Annotated in this window: 14 protein-coding genes and 1 pseudogene; 13 read left to right on the plus strand and 2 right to left on the minus strand. The window is 44.5% G+C overall.

Going from position 1 to position 14,812, the window contains the following annotated elements:
- The first annotated feature begins 12 nt into the window (after positions 1–12).
- The gene (gene thiI / locus DXA18_RS01095; RefSeq protein WP_118382311.1) at positions 13–1,200 is read left to right on the plus strand and encodes a tRNA uracil 4-sulfurtransferase ThiI; all 1,188 of its coding nucleotides are present in this window, start codon (positions 13–15) and stop codon (positions 1,198–1,200) included.
- Between the two features lie 102 nt (positions 1,201–1,302).
- On the opposite strand, the gene DXA18_RS01100 is transcribed toward thiI, so the two are convergent.
- Positions 1,303–1,539: an HPr family phosphocarrier protein gene (locus DXA18_RS01100; RefSeq protein WP_118382312.1), complete on the minus strand. Its 237-nt coding sequence runs from the start codon at positions 1,537–1,539 to the stop codon at positions 1,303–1,305.
- Between the two features lie 123 nt (positions 1,540–1,662).
- Here DXA18_RS01100 and mtaB point away from each other — a divergent pair, with 123 nt between their 5' ends.
- The 8 genes and pseudogenes from mtaB to DXA18_RS17230 all read left to right on the plus strand — a co-directional run bounded on the left by mtaB (position 1,663) and on the right by DXA18_RS17230 (position 8,074).
- Positions 1,663–2,952, plus strand: coding sequence for a tRNA (N(6)-L-threonylcarbamoyladenosine(37)-C(2))-methylthiotransferase MtaB (gene mtaB / locus DXA18_RS01105; protein ID WP_118382313.1), 1,290 nt, complete (start codon positions 1,663–1,665; stop codon positions 2,950–2,952).
- 57 nt (positions 2,953–3,009) lie between these two features.
- Positions 3,010–3,276: an IreB family regulatory phosphoprotein gene (locus tag DXA18_RS01110; protein ID WP_118382314.1), complete on the plus strand. Its 267-nt coding sequence runs from the start codon at positions 3,010–3,012 to the stop codon at positions 3,274–3,276.
- A gap of 3 nt (positions 3,277–3,279) precedes the next feature.
- Positions 3,280–3,699, plus strand: a complete 420-nt coding sequence (gene ruvX, locus DXA18_RS01115) for a Holliday junction resolvase RuvX (RefSeq protein ID WP_118382315.1) — start codon at positions 3,280–3,282, stop codon at positions 3,697–3,699.
- A gap of 38 nt (positions 3,700–3,737) precedes the next feature.
- Complete coding sequence (locus DXA18_RS01120) at positions 3,738–3,998, plus strand: DUF1292 domain-containing protein (RefSeq protein ID WP_118382316.1); 261 nt, start codon at positions 3,738–3,740, stop codon at positions 3,996–3,998.
- A 6-nt stretch (positions 3,999–4,004) separates the two neighbouring features.
- The gene (locus tag DXA18_RS01125) at positions 4,005–4,469 is read left to right on the plus strand and encodes a Fur family transcriptional regulator (protein ID WP_118382317.1); all 465 of its coding nucleotides are present in this window, start codon (positions 4,005–4,007) and stop codon (positions 4,467–4,469) included.
- A 21-nt stretch (positions 4,470–4,490) separates the two neighbouring features.
- On the plus strand, positions 4,491–6,158 hold the full coding sequence (locus DXA18_RS01130; protein ID WP_118382318.1) for a ribonuclease J: 1,668 nt from the start codon (positions 4,491–4,493) through the stop codon (positions 6,156–6,158).
- 2 nt (positions 6,159–6,160) lie between these two features.
- Positions 6,161–6,817, plus strand: coding sequence for an O-methyltransferase (locus DXA18_RS01135; RefSeq protein ID WP_118382319.1), 657 nt, complete (start codon positions 6,161–6,163; stop codon positions 6,815–6,817).
- 31 nt (positions 6,818–6,848) lie between these two features.
- Positions 6,849–8,074: pseudogene (locus DXA18_RS17230) on the plus strand (peptidase U32 family protein).
- Positions 8,075–8,093: 19 nt separating this feature from the next.
- Here DXA18_RS17230 and sigK read toward each other — a convergent pair.
- A complete protein-coding gene (gene sigK / locus DXA18_RS01145) occupies positions 8,094–8,711 on the minus strand; it encodes an RNA polymerase sporulation sigma factor SigK (RefSeq protein WP_118382320.1) in 618 nt (205 codons plus the stop codon).
- 415 nt (positions 8,712–9,126) lie between these two features.
- On the opposite strand from sigK, the gene DXA18_RS01150 reads away from it, so the two are divergent.
- The 4 genes from DXA18_RS01150 (at position 9,127) to codY (ending at position 14,807) form a co-directional block, all read left to right on the plus strand.
- Positions 9,127–10,671, plus strand: coding sequence for a YifB family Mg chelatase-like AAA ATPase (locus DXA18_RS01150; protein WP_334294364.1), 1,545 nt, complete (start codon positions 9,127–9,129; stop codon positions 10,669–10,671).
- Positions 10,668–11,786 (plus strand): DNA-processing protein DprA, encoded by a 1,119-nt coding sequence (gene dprA, locus DXA18_RS01155; protein ID WP_118382387.1) that lies wholly within the window; start codon positions 10,668–10,670, stop codon positions 11,784–11,786. Before DXA18_RS01150 ends, dprA begins: the two co-directional genes overlap by 4 nt.
- Positions 11,787–11,826: 40 nt before the next feature.
- A complete protein-coding gene (topA, locus tag DXA18_RS01160) occupies positions 11,827–13,902 on the plus strand; it encodes a type I DNA topoisomerase (protein ID WP_118382322.1) in 2,076 nt (691 codons plus the stop codon).
- A 122-nt stretch (positions 13,903–14,024) separates the two neighbouring features.
- Positions 14,025–14,807: a GTP-sensing pleiotropic transcriptional regulator CodY gene (gene codY / locus DXA18_RS01165; RefSeq protein WP_118382323.1), complete on the plus strand. Its 783-nt coding sequence runs from the start codon at positions 14,025–14,027 to the stop codon at positions 14,805–14,807.
- Positions 14,808–14,812 lie beyond the last annotated feature (5 nt).

A 14,812-nucleotide genomic window follows, 5' to 3' on the forward strand; every position in this document is an offset into this window, starting at 1 on the left:
AAAGGAAATACTATGACATTTCAGACATTTTTATTAAAATACGGAGAAATTGGAATTAAAGGTAAGAACCGTCATCTCTTTGAGGATGCGTTGGTGCGTCAGGTGCGTTACGCACTCAAGGATCTGGACGGAGAATTTGAAGTACACAAGTCACAGGCAAGGATTTATGTAGATTGTGAAGGCGCGTACGATAGTGATGAAGTGATCGAACGTCTGCAGACAGTATTCGGACTGGTAGGTATCTGTCCGGTCGTGCGCAAGCCAGATCAGGGATTTGAACAGTTGAAAAAAGATGTGGTTGCATTCATGGATGAGATGTATCCGGACAAGAATATCACATTTAAGGTAGAAGCGAGAAGAAGCAGAAAGAGTTATCCGCTGAACTCTATGGAGATTAACTGCAAAGCAGGAGAAGCGGTGCTGGATGCATTTCCAGAGATCCGCGTGGATGTACACAAGCCAGATGTACTGCTTCACATTGAAGTGCGCAATGAGATCTATATTTATTCACAGATCATTCCGGGACCTGGTGGAATGCCGGTTGGAACCAATGGAAAAGCAATGCTTCTGTTATCTGGTGGAATCGACAGTCCGGTAGCAGGATATATGATCTCAAAACGAGGCGTAGGTCTGGAGGCAACTTATTTCCATGCACCGCCGTACACCAGTGAACGCGCAAAGCAGAAAGTTGTAGACCTAGCGGCAATCGTGGCAAGATATGCCGGACCAATCAAACTGAATGTGGTTAACTTTACGGATATTCAGTTATATATTTACGATCAGTGTCCACATGATGAGCTGACCATTATCATGCGTCGTTATATGATGAAGATCGCGCAGCATTTTGCAGAAGAAAGCGGATGTCTGGGACTGATCACAGGTGAGAGTATCGGTCAGGTGGCAAGCCAGACCATGCAGAGTCTTGCGGCTACCAATGAAGTATGTACGATGCCGGTATACCGTCCGCTGATCGGATTTGATAAACAGGAGATTGTAGAAGTGTCTGAGAAGATTGGAACTTATGAGACATCGATCCAGCCGTTCGAGGACTGTTGCACTATCTTTGTGGCGAAACATCCGGTAACCAAACCGAATATCAATATTATCAAGAAGTCAGAGGAGAAGCTTGCTGAGAAAATCGATGAGCTTGTTCAGACGGCAATTGATACTGTAGAAGTAATAGAAGTGCGTCGTTCTTAGACGGCGCACTTCTTAAAAATGCCATGGTTGCGAGAGCGTGAAGCATGTAGCAATCCGCAGGCATTATTAATTATAATATTATTATAACAACATGATAATGGATTAGATGAGATAATCTTTCAGAGAGTCGAGGATCTTGTCCACGTTCTCATCTGTGTGGATGTTCAGTGTGATCGGCTTGGTTAAGTCCAAACTGAAGATACCCATGATAGATTTAGCGTCAACGACATATCTTCCGGAAACCAGATCGAATTCATTATCAAACTTGGTGACTTCATTGACAAATGATTTCACCTTTGCAAGAGTATCTGTATCGAAAGAAATCTGTACAGTTTTCATTCTTGTTACCTCCTTTTGTATGTGGAAATGTCGAAAAAATGTCATATATGTCTTATCTGTGGCATCTGACATTCTATAAACATATTAAAAGGCGTCAGTAGAAAAGTCAAGGAGAAACTAATTATGAGAAAAGCAGCACTTCATAACCTTGGATGCAAGGTGAATGCTTATGAAACCGAGGCAATGCAGGAGATGCTGGAGCAGAACGGTTATGAGATCGTGCCTTTTGCAGAGGGCGCAGATGTGTATGTGATCAATACATGTACGGTTACCAACATGGCTGACCGCAAATCCAGACAGATGCTCCACAGAGCCAGAAAAATGAATCCGAATGCAGTAGTCGTAGCTGCGGGTTGTTATGTGCAGGCGCAGGGCGCGAAAGCGGATGACTGCATTGACATTATCATCGGTAATAATAAAAAGAAAGATCTCATCGCAATCCTGGATGAGCATTTTGCTAAAATAGAAGAAAAAGAACCACAGGTAGAGTTGATTGACATTGCACATACCCATGAATATGAGGAAATGCGTGTGTCCAGACAGGCAGAACATACCAGAGCCAATGTAAAGGTACAGGACGGATGCAACCAGTTCTGTTCTTACTGCATTATCCCGTATGCCAGAGGACGGGTGCGCAGCCGTAAAATGGAGGACGTGCTTGCGGAGGTGCACACACTGGCGTCCAATGGGTATCAGGAGATCGTATTGACCGGAATCCATCTCAGTTCTTATGGTATTGATACCGGGGAAAATCTGCTGGAACTGATCCGTGCCGTACATCAGGTGGAAGGAATCCTGCGTATTCGTCTGGGTTCGTTGGAGCCGCGTATTATTACCAGAGAATTCGCAGAGGGGATAGCGGCACTTCCGAAGATGTGTCCGCATTTCCATCTGTCTTTGCAGAGTGGATGTAATACAACTTTGAAGCGGATGAACCGCAGATATACAGCAGAAGAATACTATGAGAAATGCGAACTGTTGAGAGAGGTTTTTGATCATCCTGCGCTTACAACTGATGTGATCGTAGGATTCCCGGGTGAGACGGAAGAAGAGTTCCGGGAGTCAAAGGCATTTCTGGAGAAAGTGAACTTCTATGAGACACACATTTTCAAATATTCCAGACGTCAGGGCACTAAGGCAGCCGAGATGAAGGATCAGGTACCGGAGCCTGTGAAAACTGAGCGCAGCAATCAGCTGATCGCTCTTGGCAAGGTAAATAAAAAGGCATTTGAAGACCGCCTGATCGGACAGACAGTAGAAGTCCTTATGGAAGAGGAGATTCAGCGCGACAGTGAGACGTGGCAGATCGGACATACGAGAGAGTATGTGAAAGTTGGACGAAAAACGGAAGAAAATCTTGCAAATCAGTTAATAAATGTAGAAATCGAAAATCGTTCGCAAATAATTGATTGAATTTTATAATGGATTCATGTAGAATAAAGTTGAAGTATTTCGAGAGGACGTGAGTATATGAAAGATTTAACCAACACACAGTTTTTTCAGGTAGAAAGCGGTCCGCAGATTCAGGCAAAAGATATTCTTGAGATCGTGTATGAAGCACTGAGCGAGAAAGGCTATAATCCTGTGAATCAGATCGTAGGATATATTATGTCAGGAGATCCTACTTATATCACAAGTTATAATGGAGCCAGAAGCCTGATTATGAAGATGGAGCGGGACGAGTTAGTAGAAGAGATGCTGAAGACGTATATCAAGCATTTCGGATGGGAAGAATAGTATATGAGAATTATGGGGCTTGATTACGGATCGAAGACGGTCGGTGTAGCTATGAGCGATCCGCTTGGAATCACGGCACAGGCGGTCGAGACGATCTGGAGGAAGGACGAGAATAAGCTGCGCAAAACCTGTGCGCGGATTGAAGAACTGATCAATGAGTATGAGGTGGAGCGGATTGTTCTCGGACTTCCGAAGCACATGAATAATGATCTGGGAGAGAGAGCACAGAAGGCTCTCGCGTTCGGAGAGATGGTAAAGCGCCGTACAGGGCTGGAAGTCGTGATGTGGGACGAGCGTCTCACGACAGTGGAAGCAGAGCGTACTTTGATCGAGAATAATGTAAGACGTGAGAACCGTAAGCAGTATATTGATAGGATTGCCGCGGTTTTTATTTTGCAGGGATACCTGGATTCGATTGGATAATTTTCGATAAGATAATTAGAACAGAGGTGAAGTGTCGGATGGAAAAGATTACGATGTTATCAGATGAGAATGGAGAAGAACTGGAATTTTATGTACTGGAACAGACAAAGGTTAATGGAGTGACATACATTCTGGTGACAGATTCTGAATATGGGGATGCGGAATGTACGATATTAAAGGATACATCCGATGCAGAGGATAAGGACTGCGTGTTTGAATTCGTAGAAGACGACGTGGAAATGAACGCTGTATTTAAGATATTTGAGGAGTTGTTGGAGGACGTAGACATCGAAAGGTAGCGTGCTATGGCGATAAGTCAGGAAGAGTTTAAGAAACTACTGAAAGAAAAAGGGTTAAAAGTGACTAATCAGAGGTTGCTTGTATTAGAAGTACTTGCGGATCATCGTGACACTCATATGACTGCAGAGGACATTTATGACCTGGTAAAGGAAGACTATCCGGAGATTGGTCTTGCAACAATCTACCGGACATTACAGTTGCTGCTGAATATGCAGTTAGTGGATCGTATTAATTTGGATGATGGGTGTATCAGGTATGAGATTGGTGACCAGCTGAACGGGGAATTAAAGCATCACCATCATCATCTGATATGTAATATATGTGGAAAGGTTCTTCCGTTTCGACATGACCTTTTGGACGATTTGGAGCGTCAGATTGAGGAAGAAACGGGATTCCATGTGTTAGATCATGAATTAAAATTTTACGGCCAGTGTAAAGAATGTCTGAAGAAAGATCAGGATCAGATGTAATAACACATGGAGGTGTAAAGTTTGAAGAAAGGGAAAAACGGAAAATTGCGAATCATTCCGCTCGGAGGTCTTGAGAAGATCGGAATGAACATCACTGCCTTCGAATTCGGAGACAGTATTGTTGTTGTGGATTGCGGACTGGCATTCCCAGAGGACGATATGCTGGGGATCGATCTGGTAATCCCGGATATTACTTATCTGAAAGACAACATTAAGAAAGTTAAGGGCTTTGTGATTACCCATGGACACGAAGACCATATTGGCGCATTGTCGTATGTATTGAAGGAAATTAACCTGCCAATCTATGCGACAAAGCTTACGATGGGTATTATCGAAAAGAAGCTGGCTGAGCATAATCTGCTCCGCTCTACCCGCAGAAAGGTAGTAAAGCATGGACAGTCTATCATGTTGGGACAGTTTCGTATTGAATTTATTAAGACAAACCACAGTATTCAGGATGCATCAGCACTTGCAATCTATTCGCCGGCAGGTATTGTGATTCACACAGGAGACTTTAAGGTAGACTACACACCGGTATTTGGTGATGCGATTGATCTGCAGCGTTTTGCTGAGATTGGTAAGAAAGGTGTACTGGCACTCATGTCAGACAGTACCAATGCAGAGCGAAAGGGCTTCACGCAGTCTGAGCGTACCGTGGGATATACCTTTGATCATTTATTTGCGGAGTACAAGGATACCCGTATTATTATTGCAACATTTGCATCTAACGTAGACCGTGTGCAGCAGATCATCAACTCTGCTTACAAATACGGACGTAAGGTTGTAGTTGAAGGACGAAGCATGGTTAATATTATTGCTACGGCACAGGAACTTGGCTATCTCAAGGTTCCGGACAGAACTTTGATCGAGATCGATCAGCTTAAGAATTACCCGCCGGAGAAGACAGTACTGATCACGACGGGAAGTCAGGGAGAGTCTATGGCTGCACTGTCCAGAATGGCAGCGGATATTCACCGCAAGATTACCATTATGCCGAATGATACAGTTATCTTCAGTTCCAATCCGATACCGGGTAATGAAAAATCCGTTTCCCGTGTCATCAACGAACTGTCAGAAAAAGGCGCGAATGTCATTTTCCAGGATGCACATGTATCCGGACATGCCTGCCAGGAAGAACTGAAGTTGATCTACTCTCTGGTAAAACCGAAATATGCAGTACCGATCCATGGTGAATACCGTCACAGAAAGGCGAATGCCAAACTGGCTGAGTCGCTTGGCATTCCGAAGGAGAACATCTTCATGCTGCAGTCCGGTGATGTACTGGAGGTAAGCGAAGAAGAGGCTAAGGTTGTAGATAAGGTACACACAGGCGAGGTTCTGGTAGACGGACTTGGAGTCGGTGATGTTGGTAATATCGTACTGCGTGATCGTCAGCATCTGGCAGAAGATGGTATCCTGATTGTTGTGATGACGCTGGAAAAGGGTACCAATCAGTTGCTTGCAGGCCCGGATATTGTATCCAGAGGTTTCGTATATGTAAGAGAATCAGAAGGTCTGATGGAAGACGCCAGACACGTATTGGAAGAAGCGCTTGGCAATTATCTGGGACGTCAGAAGAATGCAGACTGGAGCAAGATCAAGCTTGTTGTCCGCGATACGATGAATGAATTTATCTGGAAGCGTACCAAGAGAAGACCGATGATCCTTCCGATCATTATGGATGTATAGAAATGATAGTAGATGAAAGAATGGTGACTTATATCCATTCGCTGGAGACGCCGGAAAATTCTCTGCTGGAGGAGATTGAAAAAGAGGCACTGGATACCTATGTGCCGATTATCCGGAAAGAGACCAAGAGCTTTTTGAAGACATTGATTACCATGAACCATCCGATGAACATATTGGAAGTCGGTACGGCGGTTGGTTTTTCAGCACTTGTTATGAGTGAATATGCTCCGGCAGGATGTAAGATTACTACAATTGAGAATTATGATAAACGAATCCCGATTGCCCGCGAGAATTTCAAGAGGGCAGGGAAAGAATCGGACATTACCCTGTTAGAGGGGGATGCGCTGGAAGTTATGAAGGGGCTTGCGGGCCCCTATGACTTTGTATTTATGGATGCGGCAAAGGGACAGTATATCCATTATCTCCCAGAGGTCACAAGACTTCTTTCGGAGGGCGGCGTGCTGGTCTCTGACAATGTACTTCAGGACGGAGATGTGATTGAGTCCAGATATGCGGTCGAACGCAGAAACCGGACGATCCACAGCCGTATGCGGGAGTATTTATTTGAGCTGAAACACAGTGATATCTATGAGACATCTATCCTTCCGTTGGGAGATGGAATTGCACTTAGCGTAAAGCGCAGAACGTCCGAGAAGTAACAGATACAGATAGTACAGTGAGGAAAGAAAAATGAGCAGACATCCGGAATTATTGATTCCAGCCAGCAGTCTGGAAGTATTAAAAACAGCAGTTATATTTGGTGCTGATGCGGTATATATCGGCGGAGAAGTCTTTGGACTACGTGCTAAGGCGAAGAATTTCAGCCATGACGATATGAAAGAAGGAATCGCATTTGCACACGAGCATGGCGTGCGTGTCCATGTAACGGTCAATATTCTGGCACATAACCGGGATCTTGAAGGCGTGCGGGAATATTTGAAAGAACTGAAAGAGTTAGGACCGGATGCATTGATTATTGCCGATCCGGCAATTTTTGAGATGGCAAAGGAGATCTGCCCTGAGATTGAGCGACATGTCAGTACACAGGCGAATAATACGAACTATGGCACTTATCAGTCTGGTGGAAGCAGGGAGCAAAGCGTGTGGTATCTGCCAGAGAACTGTCGCTGGCAGAGATCAAAGAGATCCGTGCCAATATCCCAGAAGAGATGGAGATTGAAAGCTTTATTCATGGAGCAATGTGCATTTCCTATTCCGGAAGATGCCTGCTGAGCAATTACTTTACCGGAAGGGATGCCAACCAGGGAGCCTGCACCCATCCGTGCCGATGGAAATATGCAGTCGTGGAAGAGACCAGACCAGGCGAGTATATGCCTGTCTATGAAAATGAACGAGGCACCTACATTTTCAATTCCAAGGACTTGTGCATGATCGAACACATTCCGGAATTGATCGATGCAGGAATCGATAGCTTTAAGATTGAAGGTCGTATGAAGACAGCTCTTTATGTGGCGACTGTTGCGAGAACTTATCGCAAAGCGATTGATGATTATCTGGAAGATCCGGAACTTTACCGCAAGAATATGCCATGGTATCTGGATCAGATCAGTAATTGTACGTACAGACAGTTCACGACCGGATTCTACTTTGGCAGACCGGATGATGAAGCACAAATTTACGACAGCAATACCTATGTAAGAGAGTATACGTATCTGGGGATTATCGGCGGAGAGCGGGACGGGATGTACCGCATCGAACAGCGCAACAAGTTCTCGGTAGGAGAGACGATCGAGTTGATGAAGCCAAACGGAGATAACATCGAAGTGACGGTGAAGAAGATCATAGACGAGGATGGCAATGAGCAGGAGAGCGCACCACATCCAAAGCAGGTGCTGTATATTGATCTGGGAGGTCATGCTGACCAGTATGACATTTTGAGAAGAAAAGAAGACTAACGCAGATAACGCTGCGGTCCTAGAAATAGGGCCGCAGCTTTTCTATTGCGCTTTTTTCAATACGGGAGACGTAGGAGCGGGAGATGCCAAGCTCTGCAGCAATTTCCCGCTGGGTGTATTCAGCCTCATTATAGAGTCCATAGCGCATTTTCAGTACTGTCCGTTCTCTGGGAGAAAGCTGAGATTCCAGCTTGGAATAAAGAAGTTTGATATCGTCCTTGAGGACGGCTTTTTTGTAAGCATCATCGGTATGAGAATCGATAATATCAAAGATACGGATTTCATTACCTTCCCGGTCGATACCGATTGGCTCATACAGAGAAATGTCACGAAAGTATTTCTTCTTGCTTCTAAGATGCATCAGAATTTCATTTTCGATACACCTTGCAGCGTAGGTTCCAAGCCTGACATTTTTGTCGGAATTGAAGGTAACCACAGATTTGAACAGACCGATTGTGCCGATGGATAGAAGATCTTCGGTGTCTTCGCCAAGCGTCTGATACTTTTTGACGATATGCGCAACCAGCCGGAGATTATGCTCGATCAGGATGTGCTTGGCTTCAAGGTCTCCTTCGGTATATTTTTGCAGATAATACTGTTCTTCGGCAGCTGTTAGGGGAGGAGGAAAAGATTTCACAGTGAGCACCTGACCGCATTTTTACTTACAGTTTATGTGGAAATGGGAGGATTTGTGCTTTTCCATAAAAAGATAAGTGGTGTAGAATATTTTGCTAAGGGAAAGCTGTTATTAGGAGCGTGTATACATGTATCTATTGCGTGAAAGATGATTATGTATGCGAAATTGGAATATTTGAGTATAATTCTTTAGAAAATGTATTAACGGCATTTGAAGCATTTTAGAAAAATACGAGATAAAATAAATCGCTCTGTGGTGACCTGACCAGGTTGCCGTGGGGCGATTTATTATGCAAATCTACTGAAATTTCACATTTCTTAAAAATCGTATTGACGAGTTAACGTAAGAATAGTATAAATGTAACTACGAATACTGATTATGACAACTCGAAAAACGGTAAAATATAGAAGGAGAGATGCGATTGAGTTTCAGTAGAGTATTATCGGCGGCAATGTGTGGCATGGAAGTCATACCGGTGCAGGTAGAAGCTGACGTGAGTAACGGACTGCCGTTGTTTCATATGGTCGGTTATCTGGGAGCAGAAGTGCGGGAGGCGGAGGAACGTGTCCGTACGGCAATCCAGAATGCCTGTGCTGCTTTGCCACCCAAACGAATGGTGATTAATCTGTCGCCGGGCAATGTGAGAAAGCGTGGGACATCGTATGATCTGCCGATTGCACTGGCGGTGTTAGCTGCGGCAGGTTTATTACAGCAGGAATGTCTGGAACAAGTGATGGCAGTGGGCGAACTGGGCTTAGACGGCAGTGTGCAGGGGATTCCTGGGGTGCTTGCAATTGCTGCAAAGGCGAAGGAACAGCAGGTGAGATGTCTGGTTGTTCCGTCTGCCAATGAACGGGAAGCAAGGCTTGTGGAAGGAGTGTGCGTCTGTGGTATTAAATCTCTGGGCGAGATATTTCGACAATTGCTTCAAGGTGAAACCATTGGATGTATCAAAAAGACAGATACACTATTCGAGAGAGAAGTGGTTGCAGGACAGGGAGATTTTGCGGACATTTCCGGACAGTCTGGCATGAAACGCGCTGCAGAGATCGCGGTGGCCGGCAGACATAATCTGTTGATGGTGGGACCACCGGGCAGTGGCAAGTCTATGATAGCCAAAAGGATTCCTACGATATTTCCGGCTCTTACCAGAGAAGAGAGCCTTAGGATTACCAAAGTATATAGTGTAGCAGGGATGATTAAGTCAGAGCAGCCATTGGTCATGGAACGCCCGTTTCGTGAGGTGAATCAGACAGTGACAAAGGCGGCATTGTTAGGGGGAGGAGCCTGGCCCAAACCCGGTGAACTTACACTCGCCAGTGGAGGTGTGCTGTTTTTGGATGAGCTGGCGGAATTTAAGCGATCTGTACTTGAGGTGTTGCGTCAGCCATTGGAGGAACGGGAAGTGCGGATTGTCAGAAATCATGGCGTGATCATTTATCCGGCAGATGTGATGCTGGTGGCAGCCATGAATCCGTGTCCCTGCGGATATTTTTCTGATCTGAATAAGTGTACATGTACGATATCCCAGATTCGACAGTATCAGGGGAAAATCAGCTATCCGTTCCTTAGTAGGATGGATATCTGTGCAGAGGTACAAGGTGTGGCTTATGAAGATCTGGAGAGGGAAGAACTGGCAGAAAGCTCGGCAGCTATTCGACGAAGGATTGAAAAAGCAAGAAAACGTCAGATGGATCGAGCGGAGAATGGAGAGTTTGTGTATAATGCAGAACTTTCCGGGGAACGTCTGATCAGAGACTGTGAACTTGGAAGGGCAGAAAAGAGAATGATGAGGCAGGCTTATGACAGATTTTCATTAAATGCGAGAACCTATCATAAAGTATTAAAGGTAGCACGTACAATTGCAGATTTGGAAGGAGAAGAACGCATAGGGATAGCGCATTTGCAGGAGGCACTTGTTTACCGAAGTATGGATAAGAAGTATTGGGGAAGAGTATGAGAGATACGGAAGAATATAAGTATGAATGGTGGCTTGCCGGAATGCGACCATTGACGGACGATAAGAAGCGTGCGCTGGTGGAACACTGGGGCAGTGCCAGAGAAGTGTATAATGGGATATATTATATAGAAGAAAGACAGAAAAAGCAGCTCCATTTTTTGAAAGCAGAGGAGATTGACCGTTTGCAGAACTGGGCAAGAATGCAGGATGTAGAGGAACTTTATGAACAGGGTCAGAGACTTGGAGTACGCCTTGTTACCTGGTTTGACGAAGCGTATCCGAAGAGACTCAAAAATCTGATCAAGATGCCTTATGGGATCTACGTAAAGGGAAAACTACCGGCGGAAGACAGACCGACAGCAGCCATCGTGGGTGCTAGGAGATGTACGCCTTATGGGGAAGAATTGTCAATCATCCATGCAGAGAATCTGGCGCTTGCCGGAGTGCAGGTGATCAGCGGTATGGCAAGAGGGATAGACAGCATCTCGCAACGTGCAGCCATTGAGGCAGGGGGAGAGTCTTATGGCGTGCTTGGATGTGGCGTGGACGTATGCTATCCGAAAGAGAATAAAGGACTTTACATAGATCTGCAGAAGCATGGGGGCATTCTGTCAGAGCTTCCACCGGGGACAGCACCGCTGCGGGAATATTTTCCAGCCAGAAATCGCATGATCAGCGGGCTTGCGGACATGATATTGGTAATGGAGGCAAAAGAAAAGAGCGGATCTCTTATCACGGCAGCATTTGCATTGGATCAGGGAAAGACGATTTATGCACTTCCGGGACCGGTCACCAGTGAGCTCAGTAAGGGGTGTAACAGGATCATCAGTGACGGTGCAGTTCCGCTTCTGAGCCCGAAATACCTGCTGGAACAGGAAGACCTTAAATTGTTAAAAAATCATACAAATTCACCTTCTGATCGGGTGAAAAATGAAAAAGTGCTTGAAAGTCCAGAAAAATTGTTGTATGCTACCGTTGGTTTGTTTCCAAAGAGCCTGGATACATTGCAGGCGGAAAGCGGGATGAAACGAACAGATATGGTTCATGCCCTTGTGTCTTTGGAAATGAAAGGATATATCAGAGAGATATCCAGAAATCATTTTGTAAAAGCATAAAAGCGTTCTGAACGCATGAAATTAAAGGAGTATAGATAATATGGCGCATTATTTGGTAATTGTGGAGTCGCCTACAAAGGTTAAAACAATTAAAAAATTCCTTGGAAGCAATTATACAGTTATGGCATCAAACGGACATGTAAGAGACCTGCCAAAGAGTCAGCTTGGTATTGATGTGGAGCATGACTATGAGCCGAAGTATATTACAATCCGTGGTAAGGGGGAGATATTGGCAGAGCTTCGTAAAGAAGTAAAGAAAGCAGATAAAGTATATCTCGCAACTGACCCGGACCGCGAGGGAGAAGCTATTTCATGGCATCTAATGCATGCGCTGAAATTAGAGAATAAAAAGACATATCGTATTACATTTAATGAGATTACGAAAAATGCGGTTAAGTCTTCTATTAAGAATGCACGTGAGATTGATATGAATCTGGTAGATGCACAGCAGGCACGCCGTGCTCTTGACCGTGTGGTAGGTTACCGCATCAGTCCGCTTCTGTGGGCAAAGGTGAAAAGGGGCTTGAGTGCGGGACGTGTGCAGTCAGTTGCACTTCGTATCATTGCCGATCGTGAGGAAGAGATTAACGCATTTATCCCGGAAGAGTACTGGAGTCTTGATGCCTGTCTTAAGGTGAAAGGCGAGCGTAAGCCGCTGACAGCCAAGTTCTATGGCACTGCTGATGAGAAGATGACCATTCATTCGGAAAAAGAAGTGAATCAGATCCTTGCGGAGCTTGAACATGAAGATTATTATGTGGAAAATGTTAAAAAGGGAGAACGTCTGAAGAAAGCACCGGTTCCGTTTACCACAAGTACGATGCAGCAGGAAGCTTCGAATGCGTTGAACTTTGCCACTCAGAAGACCATGCGCATTGCGCAGCAGCTATACGAAGGTATTACGATCAAAGGCAGTGGAACCGTAGGTCTGATCACATATCTTCGTACGGATTCTACCCGTATTTCAGAAGAGGCAGATGCACTTGCAAAGTCTTATATTGCTGAGAATTACGGAGAAGAATATGTTGGAAGCGGCAGCACAACAGCAAAAGATGATAAGAAGATTCAGGATGCACATGAGGCTATCCGACCAACAGATATTACCAGAACACCTGCTATGGTAAAAGAGTCATTGTCAAGAGACCAGTTCCGACTTTATCAGCTGATCTGGAAACGATTTGTGGCAAGCCGCATGAAGGCAGCAAAATATGAAACTACTTCGGTTAAGATTGGCGCAGGGAAATATCGGTTTACGGTAGCTGCATCTCGGATCGTGTTTGAAGGATTCCGTTCGGTATATGTAGAGTCCGGAGAAGAGAAACCTGAAAATAATGTACTGCTCAAGTCATTAGATAAGGATTCAGAGCTGTCTTGTGATCATTTTGATAAGAAGCAGCATTTCACACAGCCGCCGGCACATTATACAGAGGCATCCCTGGTGCGCAAGCTGGAAGAACTTGGTATCGGACGCCCAAGTACCTATGCGCCAACCATTTCTACCATTATTGCCAGAAGATATGTGGCAAAAGAAGGTAAGAATCTGTATATGACAGAGATTGGTGAAGTGGTCAATAATATTATGAAAGAGTCCTTCCCGGCAATTGTGGATGTGAATTTCACAGCCAATATGGAAGGTCTGTTGGACTGCGTGGCTGAAGGAAAAGTGGAATGGAAATCTGTTATCGAGAATTTCTATCCAGATCTGGAAGCAGCCGTTAAGAAGGCTGAAAAGGAACTGGAAAGCGTCAAGATAGAGGATGAAGTTACGGATGTAATCTGTGAAGAATGTGGTCGTAATATGGTAGTTAAATATGGGCCACACGGTAAATTTTTGGCGTGTCCTGGATTCCCGGACTGCCGCAATACGAAACCTTATCTGGAAAAGGTGGGTGTTGCATGTCCGAAATGTGGTAAGGAGATTGTATATCGCAAGACAAAAAAGGGCAGACGATATTACGGATGCGAAGGTTATCCGGAATGCGATTTTATGTCATGGCAGAAACCATCTGAGAAAAAATGTCCGAAGTGTGGAGGGTACATGCTGGAAAAAGGCAATAAGCTTGTCTGTGCGGATGAACAGTGCGGCTATGTAGAACAAAAAAGTAGTGATAACTAGTAATTTTCAGTAGACTTTAGTTTAATTCCGAAAATTCAGAAAAATATACAAATTACAACTCTTTATAGTTGAAATTGATACAATTGTGTGCTACTATATCCAATATAAGGAAGGTGATATGAATGGGCGTGCAATTGCTAGATAAAACTAGAAAGATTAACAAATTACTGCACAATAATAACTCCAGTAAAGTGGTCTTTAATGATATCTGCCGCGTATTGACAGATATTCTGGATTCCAATGCACTGGTAATCAGTAAAAAGGGCAAAGTGCTTGGTATCGGATGTTGCAAGGGTGTTGGTATCATCACGGAGCTTCTTCGCGGAGAAGTGGGAGCGTTTATTGACGAGATGCTGAATGAGAGACTTCTAGGCATCCTGTCTACCAAAGAGAATGTCAATCTGGAGACTCTTGGATTTTCTGAAGAAGTGGCGAAGAGTTATCAGGCATTGATCACACCAATCGAAATTGCCGGTGAGAGACTTGGAACCCTGTTTATATACAAACAGGAATCAGAGTATGAGATTGATGACATTATTCTCAGTGAGTATGGTACTACAGTTGTAGGTTTGGAGATGCTCCGTTCTGTAAATGAGGAGAGTGCAGAGGAAAGCAGAAAGGAACAGATTGTACAGTCTGCGATCAGTACACTGTCTTTCTCGGAACTGGAAGCTATTATTCATATTTTTGAAGAATTGGATGGAACCGAAGGTATTCTGGTAGCAAGTAAGATTGCTGACAGAGTGGGGATTACCAGATCAGTTATCGTTAATGCACTTCGTAAGTTTGAAAGTGCGGGCGTGATCGAGTCTCGTTCATCAGGTATGAAAGGTACTTACATCAAAGTTGTGAATGATCATGTATTTTCAGAACTGGAACGTATAAAAGCTGAAAAAGAAAAATAAGTATA

It is taken from the genome of Dorea sp. AM58-8 (assembly GCF_003464045.1).
Taxonomy (GTDB): domain Bacteria; phylum Bacillota; class Clostridia; order Lachnospirales; family Lachnospiraceae; genus Claveliimonas; species Claveliimonas ammoniilytica.

Bases quoted from the DNA above. Each gene is read 5' to 3' on its own strand.
- DXA18_RS01125 (WP_118382317.1), top strand. From the start codon at position 4,005: ATGGCGATAAGTCAGGAAGAGTTTAAGAAACTACTGAAAGAAAAAGGG.
- DXA18_RS01135 (WP_118382319.1), top strand. From the start codon at position 6,161: ATGATAGTAGATGAAAGAATGGTGACTTATATCCATTCGCTGGAGACG.
- topA (WP_118382322.1), top strand. From the start codon at position 11,827: ATGGCGCATTATTTGGTAATTGTGGAGTCGCCTACAAAGGTTAAAACA.
- codY (WP_118382323.1), top strand. From the start codon at position 14,025: ATGGGCGTGCAATTGCTAGATAAAACTAGAAAGATTAACAAATTACTG.
- ruvX (WP_118382315.1), top strand. From the start codon at position 3,280: ATGAGAATTATGGGGCTTGATTACGGATCGAAGACGGTCGGTGTAGCT.
- mtaB (WP_118382313.1), top strand. From the start codon at position 1,663: ATGAGAAAAGCAGCACTTCATAACCTTGGATGCAAGGTGAATGCTTAT.
- DXA18_RS01120 (WP_118382316.1), top strand. From the start codon at position 3,738: ATGGAAAAGATTACGATGTTATCAGATGAGAATGGAGAAGAACTGGAA.
- dprA (WP_118382387.1), top strand. From the start codon at position 10,668: ATGAGAGATACGGAAGAATATAAGTATGAATGGTGGCTTGCCGGAATG.
- thiI (WP_118382311.1), top strand. From the start codon at position 13: ATGACATTTCAGACATTTTTATTAAAATACGGAGAAATTGGAATTAAA.
- DXA18_RS01100 (WP_118382312.1), bottom strand. From the start codon at position 1,539: ATGAAAACTGTACAGATTTCTTTCGATACAGATACTCTTGCAAAGGTG.
- DXA18_RS01150 (WP_334294364.1), top strand. From the start codon at position 9,127: ATGCGATTGAGTTTCAGTAGAGTATTATCGGCGGCAATGTGTGGCATG.
- DXA18_RS01110 (WP_118382314.1), top strand. From the start codon at position 3,010: ATGAAAGATTTAACCAACACACAGTTTTTTCAGGTAGAAAGCGGTCCG.